General features: G+C 42.3%; 27 protein-coding genes. 2 read left to right on the top strand and 25 right to left on the bottom strand.

Annotated features, from left to right (window positions below):
• Window positions 1-18: 18 nt before the first annotated feature.
• Window positions 19-429, bottom strand: coding sequence for a hypothetical protein (locus tag PAENI_RS25875; RefSeq protein ID WP_149647217.1), 411 nt, complete (start codon window positions 427-429; stop codon window positions 19-21).
• Between the two features lie 701 nt (window positions 430-1,130).
• Here PAENI_RS25875 and PAENI_RS32320 point away from each other — a divergent pair.
• Window positions 1,131-1,319, top strand: a complete 189-nt coding sequence (locus PAENI_RS32320) for a hypothetical protein (RefSeq protein WP_149647216.1) — start codon at window positions 1,131-1,133, stop codon at window positions 1,317-1,319.
• Window positions 1,320-1,383: 64 nt separating this feature from the next.
• Here PAENI_RS32320 and PAENI_RS25865 read toward each other — a convergent pair whose 3' ends face one another.
• From PAENI_RS25865 to PAENI_RS32760, 11 genes are all read right to left on the bottom strand, one after another.
• Window positions 1,384-1,971: a sigma factor-like helix-turn-helix DNA-binding protein gene (locus PAENI_RS25865; protein WP_149647215.1), complete on the bottom strand. Its 588-nt coding sequence runs from the start codon at window positions 1,969-1,971 to the stop codon at window positions 1,384-1,386.
• A 47-nt stretch (window positions 1,972-2,018) separates the two neighbouring features.
• Window positions 2,019-2,240, bottom strand: a complete 222-nt coding sequence (locus tag PAENI_RS25860; RefSeq protein ID WP_149647214.1) for a hypothetical protein — start codon at window positions 2,238-2,240, stop codon at window positions 2,019-2,021.
• A 48-nt stretch (window positions 2,241-2,288) separates the two neighbouring features.
• The gene (locus PAENI_RS25855) at window positions 2,289-2,471 is read right to left on the bottom strand and encodes a hypothetical protein (RefSeq protein ID WP_076298766.1); all 183 of its coding nucleotides are present in this window, start codon (window positions 2,469-2,471) and stop codon (window positions 2,289-2,291) included.
• 85 nt (window positions 2,472-2,556) lie between these two features.
• On the bottom strand, window positions 2,557-2,934 hold the full coding sequence (locus PAENI_RS25850) for a BC1872 family protein (protein ID WP_149647213.1): 378 nt from the start codon (window positions 2,932-2,934) through the stop codon (window positions 2,557-2,559).
• Window positions 2,931-3,092, bottom strand: a complete 162-nt coding sequence (locus PAENI_RS25845; protein WP_316502934.1) for a DUF3797 domain-containing protein — start codon at window positions 3,090-3,092, stop codon at window positions 2,931-2,933. The genes PAENI_RS25850 and PAENI_RS25845 overlap by 4 nt, the downstream gene beginning before the upstream one ends.
• A gap of 14 nt (window positions 3,093-3,106) precedes the next feature.
• Window positions 3,107-3,517, bottom strand: a complete 411-nt coding sequence (locus PAENI_RS25840) for a hypothetical protein (RefSeq protein WP_149647211.1) — start codon at window positions 3,515-3,517, stop codon at window positions 3,107-3,109.
• A 291-nt stretch (window positions 3,518-3,808) separates the two neighbouring features.
• Window positions 3,809-3,952, bottom strand: a complete 144-nt coding sequence (locus tag PAENI_RS32020) for a hypothetical protein (RefSeq protein ID WP_178944294.1) — start codon at window positions 3,950-3,952, stop codon at window positions 3,809-3,811.
• Entirely contained in the window at window positions 3,945-4,190 is a 246-nt protein-coding gene (locus tag PAENI_RS25835) for a hypothetical protein (protein ID WP_223179003.1), read from the bottom strand. The genes PAENI_RS32020 and PAENI_RS25835 overlap by 8 nt, the downstream gene beginning before the upstream one ends.
• Window positions 4,191-4,259: 69 nt before the next feature.
• Complete coding sequence (locus PAENI_RS25830; RefSeq protein ID WP_149647209.1) at window positions 4,260-4,646, bottom strand: hypothetical protein; 387 nt, start codon at window positions 4,644-4,646, stop codon at window positions 4,260-4,262.
• The gene (locus PAENI_RS25825) at window positions 4,643-5,176 is read right to left on the bottom strand and encodes a hypothetical protein (protein WP_149647208.1); all 534 of its coding nucleotides are present in this window, start codon (window positions 5,174-5,176) and stop codon (window positions 4,643-4,645) included. Before PAENI_RS25825 ends, PAENI_RS25830 begins: the two co-directional genes overlap by 4 nt.
• On the bottom strand, window positions 5,173-5,802 hold the full coding sequence (locus PAENI_RS32760; protein ID WP_262495740.1) for a hypothetical protein: 630 nt from the start codon (window positions 5,800-5,802) through the stop codon (window positions 5,173-5,175). Before PAENI_RS32760 ends, PAENI_RS25825 begins: the two co-directional genes overlap by 4 nt.
• Before the next feature lie 53 nt (window positions 5,803-5,855).
• Between PAENI_RS32760 and PAENI_RS32015 the strand changes: the two genes are divergently transcribed.
• Window positions 5,856-6,020, top strand: a complete 165-nt coding sequence (locus PAENI_RS32015; RefSeq protein ID WP_188114692.1) for a glycine zipper domain-containing protein — start codon at window positions 5,856-5,858, stop codon at window positions 6,018-6,020.
• Window positions 6,021-6,072: 52 nt separating this feature from the next.
• Here PAENI_RS32015 and PAENI_RS25815 read toward each other — a convergent pair whose 3' ends face one another.
• From PAENI_RS25815 to PAENI_RS32315, 13 genes are all read right to left on the bottom strand, one after another.
• Complete coding sequence (locus tag PAENI_RS25815) at window positions 6,073-6,339, bottom strand: hypothetical protein (RefSeq protein WP_149647207.1); 267 nt, start codon at window positions 6,337-6,339, stop codon at window positions 6,073-6,075.
• A 34-nt stretch (window positions 6,340-6,373) separates the two neighbouring features.
• Window positions 6,374-7,039: an HNH endonuclease gene (locus tag PAENI_RS25810; RefSeq protein WP_262495739.1), complete on the bottom strand. Its 666-nt coding sequence runs from the start codon at window positions 7,037-7,039 to the stop codon at window positions 6,374-6,376.
• The gene (locus PAENI_RS25805) at window positions 7,011-7,373 is read right to left on the bottom strand and encodes a hypothetical protein (RefSeq protein ID WP_149647206.1); all 363 of its coding nucleotides are present in this window, start codon (window positions 7,371-7,373) and stop codon (window positions 7,011-7,013) included. The genes PAENI_RS25810 and PAENI_RS25805 overlap by 29 nt, the downstream gene beginning before the upstream one ends.
• A 54-nt stretch (window positions 7,374-7,427) precedes the next feature.
• Entirely contained in the window at window positions 7,428-8,135 is a 708-nt protein-coding gene (locus tag PAENI_RS25800) for a hypothetical protein (RefSeq protein ID WP_149647205.1), read from the bottom strand.
• A gap of 2 nt (window positions 8,136-8,137) precedes the next feature.
• Window positions 8,138-8,527, bottom strand: a complete 390-nt coding sequence (locus PAENI_RS25795; RefSeq protein ID WP_076144262.1) for a hypothetical protein — start codon at window positions 8,525-8,527, stop codon at window positions 8,138-8,140.
• Window positions 8,528-8,619: 92 nt separating this feature from the next.
• Window positions 8,620-9,141, bottom strand: a complete 522-nt coding sequence (locus PAENI_RS25790) for a Holliday junction resolvase RecU (RefSeq protein WP_149647204.1) — start codon at window positions 9,139-9,141, stop codon at window positions 8,620-8,622.
• Entirely contained in the window at window positions 9,125-9,283 is a 159-nt protein-coding gene (locus PAENI_RS32010) for a hypothetical protein (RefSeq protein ID WP_188114691.1), read from the bottom strand. The genes PAENI_RS25790 and PAENI_RS32010 overlap by 17 nt, the downstream gene beginning before the upstream one ends.
• A complete protein-coding gene (locus PAENI_RS25785; protein WP_149647203.1) occupies window positions 9,280-9,540 on the bottom strand; it encodes a hypothetical protein in 261 nt (86 codons plus the stop codon). The genes PAENI_RS32010 and PAENI_RS25785 overlap by 4 nt, the downstream gene beginning before the upstream one ends.
• 2 nt (window positions 9,541-9,542) lie before the next feature.
• Window positions 9,543-9,710, bottom strand: a complete 168-nt coding sequence (locus PAENI_RS32005) for a hypothetical protein (protein ID WP_188114690.1) — start codon at window positions 9,708-9,710, stop codon at window positions 9,543-9,545.
• Complete coding sequence (locus PAENI_RS25780) at window positions 9,707-10,693, bottom strand: Lin1244/Lin1753 domain-containing protein (RefSeq protein WP_149647202.1); 987 nt, start codon at window positions 10,691-10,693, stop codon at window positions 9,707-9,709. The genes PAENI_RS32005 and PAENI_RS25780 overlap by 4 nt, the downstream gene beginning before the upstream one ends.
• Before the next feature lie 18 nt (window positions 10,694-10,711).
• On the bottom strand, window positions 10,712-11,035 hold the full coding sequence (locus PAENI_RS25775) for a hypothetical protein (RefSeq protein WP_149647201.1): 324 nt from the start codon (window positions 11,033-11,035) through the stop codon (window positions 10,712-10,714).
• Complete coding sequence (locus PAENI_RS25770; RefSeq protein ID WP_149647200.1) at window positions 11,035-11,433, bottom strand: hypothetical protein; 399 nt, start codon at window positions 11,431-11,433, stop codon at window positions 11,035-11,037. The genes PAENI_RS25775 and PAENI_RS25770 overlap by 1 nt, the downstream gene beginning before the upstream one ends.
• Before the next feature lie 21 nt (window positions 11,434-11,454).
• On the bottom strand, window positions 11,455-11,592 hold the full coding sequence (locus PAENI_RS32315) for a hypothetical protein (RefSeq protein ID WP_223179002.1): 138 nt from the start codon (window positions 11,590-11,592) through the stop codon (window positions 11,455-11,457).
• Between the last annotated feature and the right edge of the window lie 86 nt (window positions 11,593-11,678).

Here is an 11,678-nt window from a genome sequence, read left to right as displayed (position 1 = left end):
CGAAGGTGCTCCATCACTTTATCTAAGTTTTGTGAAAACCAACTCGATATAATTATTAAAATTTTCAAGCCACTGTTCATTTACACCCTCACTTGCATTAAAATCAATAATTTCACCTGACTCTAATTGGATTTGTAGATTTAATCCAGTTGGACGTGTACTATTGACTGCGCTACGGGTAATTTCGGTAACCTTAATATCTTTTTTCACTTGTATTTTTTCAATACTGTTTTCTTTTTGAAAAATCCAAAGATCTGATTCAGTGAAAATATACAATTGGCCATTGTCATCAGACTCCATATCACCCTTTGGATAAAACGCCTTAACTTTATCATCACTAAGGTATTCTTGAGCGATCAATAAAACTGATTTCCACGGTGTAAAGCCCGGAACAATCGCCGCTTTTTTAAATTCTTTAAACATTTCCATTATATACACCTCCCTTCTACCTCATACTTCGATGTTTAGGGATAATTTTCCTGCTACTATTTACCCATGTACCTTACTTCGCCGTCACCTCTGCAGCTTTCGGGGTTTAGATTATGGTCTATTTCAAACATAGAAAAGAGTTGCTTTTTAGCGACTCTCACCCGTCATATACCTATTTATATTCCTTTAATTATAGCTTATACCTATAGGTGGCAAGCGTATAGCAAAAAACTATTATCATATGATTTTTTATATTTATTAATTTAGTTAAGATGATATATAATGTCTCTCGTGAGGGAGTGAGCAGTGATGAGTTATAGCATTAGGGAATTGGAATTTAGGGGCAGTTCGCGCGCTACTATTATGCGGTTTAATAGACTGTGGCCACTGAGGAATCTTGAGCAATGGGAAGAACCGACGGGCCGTTTTTAATTTGCAATTTAATCAGAAAAACACCAAAAAACCCAAATAAAATTTGATTCACTTAATTTCAGCAGTAAATAGAGCAAATCAGAGTTCAAAGATTTACTTTCGCAGAGTAAGTCACCAACTTAGCATTCTTTTAAAACTCCAAAAAACCTCCCTCACACAACTTTGCTTTCCTGCAAAATTTCGCCACCCAACTTAATATAGTTCAATCTTCTAAAGCCTGGGTGACGCTGTGACGTGGAGCCCAGGATTATAAATAGGAGGTTGCAATTATGCTAAGTCGGTATTTATCTGCGAAATTTTTGTTGGAGGTGTCTCTATTCCTTATTGGGATTTTCGGCCCATCTATTTTTAATTGGGTTCACGATCAGATGATCGCAATGAAAGGAAATTCATTCGGAGTAGGGATGACCGTGATAATTGGTTTACTACTGTGCTGGCAAATGCAGAAGCATAGGTAGCCAATTAACACAGCAAAAAAACGAGAGAAGGGACGCTTTCTCTCGTTTTTTTATTTCTATGCCATCAATATGCTTGTAAAAATAGGCTTGTTTTTTTGTTTTTATCCACTTTCGACCTTGCCCTCAGTAAGTACGATTGGACAGCACTCTTTTTTAAACTTAGTTCTGCTGCGACTTGCCTTAATGAGAATCCGCAACCGTAATGAAGCACATAGCACTGTCGTTCCCGCTCTGAGAGATTCCCCAAGGCATCCTCGATCATCCATTCCTCTTCCCGGGTTAATGGCCTGCCAACCTCTGCAACTTCAAATTCTAATTCATAGACTGTCAGATATTCCATCCATGCAGGATCCCATACACTTGTACGCTGAGCTCCAGATCTTCTATCAATCGTTCTACGCCAACCTGGAGGATATCCAGTTTCCATCCACTCAATTGAATAATCCAGATCGCTTATAATAGTTGCCATCATATTTTTATCTAATTTAATCGGTTCCATCTGCTTACGTAAGAGTTCACGCTCATTCCTATCTTTGGAGTATTCTATTTTCTTTTTCAATGGCTCAAGTTCTTTTTCTAGTGAAGCGAGCTTTTTATTTAACTTCCCTTTAGTGTCTTTATAACTCGCAAGCAACGCCCGATCATTAATCATTAACCCTCAACTCCTTTATGATATAATCGACTTGAGGATAAAAGCTGCTATTGCCCTGATGCGTCAGGGCTTTTTTCTGTGTAAATACCTTCCACCATCATAGAAAACATCTTCATGTTTGTGCTGATTGGATATGTGTTATAAGCATCCTTAAATCTCACCCAGCTCGGACCCCACTCCAGTACATCTACAGGTAAGCCCGGGCTTGCAGTAAAGATAAACTGTCTGTGGCCGGCTCTCAATGCATTTTGAGTGTCCTTGTATCTCATCCTCTTCTCCCCCTTATACCTAAATGTGTGGGGTCTCAGCCCCCTAAATTAATCCAGCGCTGATACTGTAGGCTCTATACTTGCAATCAGATTCATGTTCATGAACACTTGTATTCGAATTCCCTTCATATCCCGATAAAATGCCCATGCCTCAGAATCGTTTTGCGTTGCCATTTCTACCTTTCCATGCAGCGTGTTAATCAAAACGTATACAATGTCATGCTTATCCATGTGTCTCAGCCCCCTTATAAGTTCATCCAGCCCTGCGGCCTCCGCTACGCTAAGTATTGCGGTCGAATCGGAGGCCTATCGGCCGTTATAATCCCATTACAGCCAATAAAGCAGCCTTGCAGCGCTGTTCTGGAGTGGCATGTACCATATCAAATCCTTTATTACCAACAATCAATTGCAGTTCTGTCATGTAATATCCGATGTACAGTGGTGCGTCAATCGCCATTTCTTTGATTCTTTCTTCGACTTCCCATGCTGCGGATATATCCGTTGAGTACCGCGGAATAATGTTGTATCTTCCAGCACCTTCATCTATTACCTTTTTATCGTATTGCGGTTTAAATGAGTTGTTTGTCACTTCGTTCAACATACGCACTTTTCGTCCACATGCAATTTCTGCCGTGATTTCATCCAATGTCGGTCCCGGCTCCATCGCCAGTATCTCTTCCCTTGTGAGTGTCATTGGTCCACCTCTGCCTCAGTGGCATCCGTTTCTACTTTCCATCCGCATTTACATGTGCGCCGAAAGGTGTCACCTTCAATCTGCAGCGTACCTTCACCGTTTCCAAGATTTTCATTACCACATTCTAGGCAGGCTACATACTTTTTCATTAGTATCATTGATAAATTAAGATTCATTGGTTATCTTCCTCCTTGGGTGCTGGGGTATCTGGGTAAATGGAATTTAATTTTCTTCTCAACAACTTTGCTCGAGTTAATCCAGCAGTCTCTAAATACATGATTTCGTTTTCCACCATTTCTTTCAGCCGTTGTTCCCGTTCTCCGCGTTCTTTGGCTTCTTGTAGCCAGTAAGGAAGGGCAGTACGGGATTCTGCCATCAACTGAGCATTTGGAATACAATGTTTAGTCTCAAGATTGATACCATCAAAATCGACAACCACTTCTTCCACTGATTTGATCTCTGTTGGGAGATATGCTGCTGGGTAATATTCTCGTTCTTCTAAATCCTCAAGGATCGAACTCCATGGTCCTGGTGTTGCCGCCTCGCACATCTCCATATCCTTTTTCCAGTCCCTTTGTGTCATTGGTATTCCTCCCCGATCTTGATTAAATCACCTTCAAACATTTGTGACTCTTTTCTGCATTCTGGATTAGGGCAAATGTGAAATGAATTGTTTTCCCTTTGTTGAATCTCGAAAATTTCATTTGAGTATGTTCCGTACTTTTTCATTGTCTCGGCATTCCAAAGTTTTGAGTAAGATTTAATCATGCAGTGTGGACATGTATATTTAAGTTTCACGTTATATCCTCCTTGTGGTAGAGGAGGGATACTCCTACTCCCTTAATAATCTGGTACGGCCCCCGCGTTGCTGGGTTTATGCTGTCGGACGATGGCCTTCGTCTGTTTCTTCGTACTGTGCCGCTTTTGAAATATATACCTCGCCTTCTCCAGCACAAGTATCGCAATCTCCATAATCGGTATAACCTCTACCATTACAGTCAGGACAAGTCTTATTCATTGTTTTTCTCCTTCACATCTACTTTTCCGGTCTCGTCGTACACATCAAACAGCTCATTGGTGGCCCTGAGCGTAGACTCTCTCAACTCAAGGATGCGCTTAAGCGTCTTGCAGGTGTACACCTTCATCCCTTGATAGCGCCCATCCAGCCCGGTGAAGCCGCCACGATAGAAGCGTGCAAAATCACTATGCTTGTAGACCGCGCGGTCATCGCTCATATATGATCTCTCTGGTATCACAGTTCCGTCAGTCTTGCGTATCTCCGGCAGTGTCTTCGCCTCCGGCTCCTTACGTAAATAGTACATATGCTATTTCTCCCCCTGTAGCGTGACATATGCCGCCTCTGCCCTCTCTCGGGGGCTGGCGAGCAACAAACTTGCTATAGCTCTATAGCTTGGTTCTGAACATATCGCGAGTTCATCAGTGTTTACGAACTCATCCAAGTGGTCAATATACGCCTTGTAATTCAATTCAAGCGCCTTTGCCTGTACCTCTAGGCTGGCAGCAGGGTCGGTGCAATAGTCCGGTGCCCATGTCCACGCGATTTCTTCTGTACTCCTGCTGAATGGGTCGGCGATTATAGTCCCGTCTGGATTTTTGAGCCAGTATCCCTTCTTTGCGGTTACACTGTACCCCATCAACTCCGCCAGCGCCCGGTTAAGCTGCTGGTCTGTCTTATCCTTTACTTGTGTCATGACTGTGCCCCTTCCAATGCCGCTCTTGCTCGCTTACCGTTGTCCCATTCTTCAAGACGTTCGTGCGCTACATACACATGTGCATAATATTCCAGCGCCTCCCGTTGCCGGGATATGGTCTGCTGTGCCTCTGCTAATTGCCGGTTGATGGACTGTGCTTCTTTGGTCCGTTCTGCTTCAAAGTGCTTATATGCCTCCGCTTGACCTAACTCCCCTTCGAGCAGCGCCTTTTCCGTTTTCAGAGTCTTGACCTGTTGTTGTGACTCTTCTAGAGCAGCCAGAACCTTGTTACGTTCCTTATGCATCCCTGCTAAAGCCTCCGATAACCGCTCTACCTCAGTCCATGCAGCATCATATCCGATGGTAAGCAGGTTAAATGTGGACATCATGTCGTCTGATATTAGCTCATCATTGTCATGATCTATGTTCACTTCACGCAACAATTCGCCTATCCGTTCGTCCAACTCAATAATTGCTTCTTCTGGCAATCGCGCGATTGTAACAAGTAAGGCAACTTTCCCTTCGCTCATAGCTGTACCTCCGATTCCTTCAGGTATCCTAACTCAAACGCAAACTGCCGGATCGCCTTCATATCCTCTTCTGGATAGCCCCAATGTGGGCAGTATAGGCCGCCGTAACCGTTGTTGTGGTTGGCGTCATCGTCCCCAAAGATAAAATCCCGGAAGTCGTTGATCAGTCCCCACATTGTTCCGCCGTCGCTGAAGCGATGCTTCTGCTCATTGGTTTTCCCTTCTGCTCCCGGCACAAGAATCAATGGCATATCGGAATAATGATCTGTATACCAGAGCCTCCCACCAGCCCAATGAAATTCTGAATATCGATCCTTCTTATCGTGATATAAAAACTTGCGTCCACGGCTGCCGATCTCGCGAATCAGCCTGTTTACCGTTTCAATGCGCTCCGGCGCTGGGAACGATGCCTCGCCGGGCCGCGGGGTCGATTGACCAATCTTCCGGCAGCGAATCTTCTTCAAAAATTCAATATAGGTTGTATCTGGCCATGGATCTGAATATTCAACGTATTCGGCATATTTCACTTTCCCGGCTGTTAAACCACTCCGGATAACAGAATACGATTCATATTCGCCGGCTTCGCCCGGGTAAGTAATCTCATATACGTTCAAGGCTATACTCATACTGGTTATGCCTCCCTATGGTATAATTTAGGAAATTATATTGAGGTGATTTAATGAATAAGAAGAAACCCTCATTGGCGATTAGTTTATTTATTTGCTTATGCTTTGGTCTTGCCTTTGGATTGTTTGTCCACAACATTGCAATAGGTGTTGGCTTAGGAATTGTTTTTGGCGTTTCCATGTATCAGAAAGGGAACAAAAAGCCACCTTCTGAATAACTCCTACTTGCCCTTTGTGTATGCCTCTCCTATGGGCTATGCCGAATTTGATTTAAACTCCCAATTCCCGCATTTCTGCATCCTCTGTAGCATCCAACGTGATCGGTGGCATTCCATCCCATAACTCTCTAATCTCATTAGCCTTGGCAACTACTGCTGCTTTTTGCTTTGGTGTTAATACAATATCCATAGCCTCTTGATAATGGTTTTCAGCTTTGGTATACGCCCTTGTATGAAGTACATTCATGTACTTCCAAAATTTATTGGTACTCAAGGATTTGATTCGCTGGAAGTGTCTGCGCTGTTCTGTTTCGGTCATGCAAATAATCACCTCACGTTGTTATATGAATTTTCTAATCTTCAAATCGGTCATTAGGATGGTAAGATCCCTGTGCAGCATATCCATTAAGAGCATCAGTAAACATTGCTGTGAAGGTATTTAGATCCTTTGTTTCTAATGATTCCAGAAATCTAATTTCCTTTGCTCGGAGATCCCTGCCAGCAGCCGTTATGATTAAATCAGCTAAAGGTTCAATCTGCTGCAGTCGTTCTTCTTTTACCTTCTCTAGTTCCATCTGCTTATTTAACTTGTGATTATGTTCGTTCCAATCCTGTTCATCAAACCAAAAGTAATCACCGTACTTATTCCAAAATACTGAAATCCAGTATTGTAAGAGCTCTTCATCAGTTTGGATAATGTCGTGACACATCCCACAAAGGCGTAACCCATTTGTCTTTACACCCCTGCCCTTTCGTCCTCGTGGCATGACATGATGTGTTGTTGTATCTGGGGCAGTTTTACAATGTGAACATTTACCGTCAGCCTCTGTAATCAATTCCTTAATTACTGAAGCTGGAAACTCACAACGCTGTTTTGAGCTTTTACCGGGTTTATGATCTGCGAATATCTTTTGTTTTAAAGGAGATATTTCTTTCTTCTCCTTCTTGCGTTGCCCTAGGCTGTTTGTCTTCTTAGGTTTCTCTTCTTTCTTAGGCTTCCAATATGTCTGATGGGTCACGTTTATCCACCTCCTCGTTTGCTCTCCGTTGAAGCACTCGTTCTTCTAAGTAGTTAGTTTTCTTACGGTCAATCTCATGGGCTTGTCTATGGTAAAAAGGTACATACCTATAATCATCCTTAGTTTGAACGCGATAAATGAAGACAACCGGATATTCTCTATCTTTCACTGGTGCGCCAAGTTCAGCGCAACGACCGCGAGTGAGCATGATTCCATCTTCTGGCGGTGATCCTTGCCATCTACCTGTTAATGCCCCAGGAGCATCTGGTATAAAGCAGGCCGCGCCTGTATCCATCATTTCGTTTCTTGTGCGCCATCCCTTAGCGTTTGGCATTCAAGATCACTCCTTATAAGATGGGGCAGCCGAAGCCGCCCCAGTATAAGTGTCTTAAGCGATAAGAACGATCTTCCCTGATGCTATTTCATCCTTCAATGACTCCTGCAGATATTCTTTAATCGTATCCATTGCCTCGACCTTCCAAGCACCACCGTCTGCCTCGAATAATGCAGCATATGGCCCATTCTTCATTCGGAAAACGAATAAAGACTCCGGTTGCTGCACTTCGATAAAAGTTCGGTAAGGCAAGAGTGTCGCTGGGTTAGGAACGGGAACCGTGGCAACTGTAGCAACACCTGTCTTAGCGGTGACCTGTTGCGAAACTCCATCATCACCAAAAGATTGTACAGCCTCTTCTTTGATGTTACCGACAACCCTCAACAGATCAGCGCGGGTATCATTTGGATGAAATAAAGATTGCAGTTGAATGTTGAATTCTTCAACATCCGTCCAATTTCCGAATCGGATAGTAGGTAACAGCGCTTCAGCCTCAATATATGTCTTCCGGACCTGATCATTATTAAAACTACTGAACGCCGTTACCTTCGTTGGACTTTCTATTTGCACCATAAGGGCACCAGGTTGATCGTATTCAGACTTCAGATAATCAACAAATCCCGAAAGACTCCGAACCGTAAGAGCTGTTGGTGTTGGTTGTCTCAGTAAAGTAAGTGGTTGATTGGAAAATGTTTGCCCATTTTCACGTATTGTTTCTTGTTTACCTAGTCCGATTAGATATTGCAATGCTTCTTTGATCATAATTATTTGCCCCCTTGTGCTTGTTTGCGTTCCAAATATGATACTTTTTGTCCTTTGTCGTCTGCTAGATCACCGTCATTGTCAATCATCATCTGATTTTTCATTCCCGAAGCAAGCTCAGCAGCAACTACATTACCGTCCTTTTCCATTCCAAATATCAGTTTTGTAGCAATTCCGTGAGCAGGAGCCAAGGTTGTTTTGATATCTGCACTAACCAAGGCTATTTCACGTTCTTCATCAGGCTTTAGGGTGATTGTTATAGTCACCTTTCGAGCTTTCTTCCAATCTGTATTCGGGTCTTGTACGTTTTCGGCAACTTTTTGAAGTTCTAGATTTATTCGTTCTCCAACAGCTCCATTTGCCAAAGTTCCGATATCAATATTCGTCTTCATGCATTCAACTCCATTTCTAATTTTTGTATTTATGGGTACACCAGTTCTGTTTTTAGCTATGGCGGTGCCCGATCCCCTGTCATACTGGGTACCTATGCTGTTTCTGTAAACCACACCCGGTCTACAGCTGCCAGATAATCGAGAGGCACACGGCCTGTCCTAACTTCAAAAGCGTCAATCTCGAAGTTATCCAACGTCATGCTTTTGCGTCCGCCCCTGGAAGCCTCAACCTTGTATGCACGTAATGCTGTGAAGGGTAAAAGGTATGTTTTACGTTGTTTTCTAAACTCGACTAGTACGAAGCATAGAGCGCCGAACTTATGACACTTCTCTAAATGTTCGTACTGATGATCCTCAACCTTTTTTAGGTCAAATCTATCAAGCTCTTGGATTGACTTAGCTTCAAAAAAAACAGCTCGTCCACGATAAATCCCATCATAGTCAACAGTTGATTTTGCCTCAAAGAATCCAGCGAGTACCTTTGTTCCCTTACTTCTTGTTACCTTTACTGGCGTTGAACGCTTATTGATAATGGCCAATTCTCTATTCTCATAAGATTCATTCGTGTAATTGATTAAGTTTTCAAATGCTGCTCCTCTATTTCCTTGAGCCATCTTTTTCACCCTTTCTTGGAGTGGTTGGTGGATCAAGTACATAACGCATGTCATCAATCATTAGTACGCTTGGGGCATCCTCATGCATTTTTGCAACTGTTACGATCTTTTTATATTTCTTACCAACCTCGTAATGTGTCATTTCGAATCTTTCCTCGCTCTTTTCGGGGTTTCTAATTCACGTTTTTCAGCTATTTGGTCAATCATGTCTTCAATCTTGGCCCGTACAACTTTTTGACTAGTTGATAACCCAATACCTGCAGTTGATGCCTCTGAGATAATTTTAGCTACGATATGATCAGCTGCCGCTAGATGTTCAAACAGTCGGTATTCCAAGGATTCAAAAATTCTATCAAATTCATTGAGCAAGTATTTTTCTCGTCTTTCAGCGGGAGTCATAGTCACCACACCTTTTCACGTTTGCGATCGACGAGCAGCATTATAAGTTTTTTTATTTTTTCTCGAGCTATGAGTTCTTTAGTAGCGTGGATCCGTATGTCATAGTCCAGAGAATCATTGTTGATTATCTGTTGAAGCTCTGTGTCAGTCTTCCAGTTTAGAAAGTTCATCGATTTTTTTCCTCCTCAGCTCGTTTTCTTTTTTCAAGAAGTTCAGCCATTGACTTCTCATGAAGTTCGATTTCCTCTTGAGTAGGAGGAGCAACAGGGTTCTTAGTAATTTCAATTTGTGGTTTCCCACTTTGTCCACCACGACCATTCCTATATCCATTACTAGAAGTATTACTTCGTGTATCTTTTTCCTTTGTCCATGGTTCGTCTATGCCATCGGATTTCCATCGTTTCAGAATGGCACGAACATAACTAAGATTTCGCTTGCCTGCAATTATCGAAGTTCGCATAGCCTCGCATAGCCATCTTTCACCATAGTCATTTATAAAATCATTAAGCTGATCAGATATCACAGAACTGATCGTGCCAAATCCTTCAGCTTCAAACATCCGGAACGGATTAACTGACAGTGGCACCACTATCTCTGTTGGTTTTATTTCATTTTCTTTACTTTTCTCTCCTTTACTTTCCTTTACTTTACTTTGTGTACTTTCTGCTGACACTTTCCCTTGTTTATCGGGATTAATGTAAACATTAACTGGCGTGCTTTCAGCACTGACGATCACGATTGAATGTGATACCTTCTTACTTTCTTCTAATGGATCAATGAGTAAATGACCTTCAAATAAAGTTACCTCTTTGCGTCTTTTTGCTGCCTCAATATACCTTTTCTGAAACCCTCTTGATGTCAACACTTTGTAATTCTTGTATACATTTTCGTTGAAGAATCCCCAGTTAATGCACTCATTTACGATCTCTCTTACAGTGTTAATGTCAGCATTAACCTTGCTAGAAAGGGCGTAGTGCTCACGCTCCTCCCATGGATAAAAGTATCCATTGCGGTAAATATTCATCATGATTTTCAGGATAACTCCGAGTCCCTGCATTCCATATTTAGCTATTGGAACAATCAATTTATCATCCTGATCGAAATCAATATCCAATGGGAAATAGTCTAGGCCTTCTTTTAATGGCCTTGCCATGATGTCAGACCCCTTTCCTTAGCTTCCATTCATTGCACCAACCAGACATTTAAAATTGCAGCAAAGTCCCAAATGACCATATTTAACTACTGCTTGTCCGACTAGCATTCTTTTACGGCACTTGGGGTTAATACAATTCCCGAGAGATTTGCGATTGGGTTTAGGGCGGTGTGTTTTATTGAGATCTTTCAAGTTCTGTCTTAACTCAGAAATTTTTCCCTCAATTTGAATCACATGATTCCGGTTAAGATTTGTTCCTCTATCCATTTCAGCCTTGAGAACTCTAATACGTCTCCTAATGGCCGTAACTTGTAAAGTCTTAATGGCAGATTCGTCTTTCATCAATCCCCGCCTCCTAAAGTGTTCATATCAACCCGCACCCTTAATCTTAGTTCGTAGATGTATTCACGGAGAGAAGAGAACTCATTCTTCCACATCATCTTTTCTTCAAGGGCTGTAGCTTCGACCATTCGTAATTCCTCGATAACAAGATCGCCAGCTATCTCCTTCTCTCCGCGCTTTGCTTCCTTCCTAGCTTTGGCATAAGTGATTTTACGGGCTGCATAGATACGAGCATGCTCACCGTCTCTAAGAGCCGATACTCGTCCTATAAGCATATGAGCAGCTGTAAGCAGGCGTATTTTTTCCATGATTGCTCCAGGAGCATTGTCATCGTATGCGTCAGCCTGAGCACGCAATTTTCTGATATCCTTGATATACTGCTTGATATCAATCTCCATTAGACTCAGCTCGATCTTTTATTAATTTGTTACCGAAGCAATGGTAGTTACAGAAATGACCTCCGAGGGACCATAGATGACTCTGTTTTGCAGGTATAATAGTCTCACAACCTCCACACCTAAAATCCTTATCGTACCAATGTTTTGATATCTCCCCATAAGCTATCTGTCGTTTCAAATAGTCTCTTCTTCTTTGTTCTGGAGTTCTCGCCCAGTTTGGGTGATTCATCGTTTTTGTAAAAAGG

Source organism: Paenibacillus sp. B2(2019) (assembly GCF_008370385.1).
GTDB lineage: Bacteria > Bacillota > Bacilli > Paenibacillales > Paenibacillaceae > Paenibacillus_AQ.
This window is presented reverse-complemented; position numbering and strand designations above follow the sequence as displayed.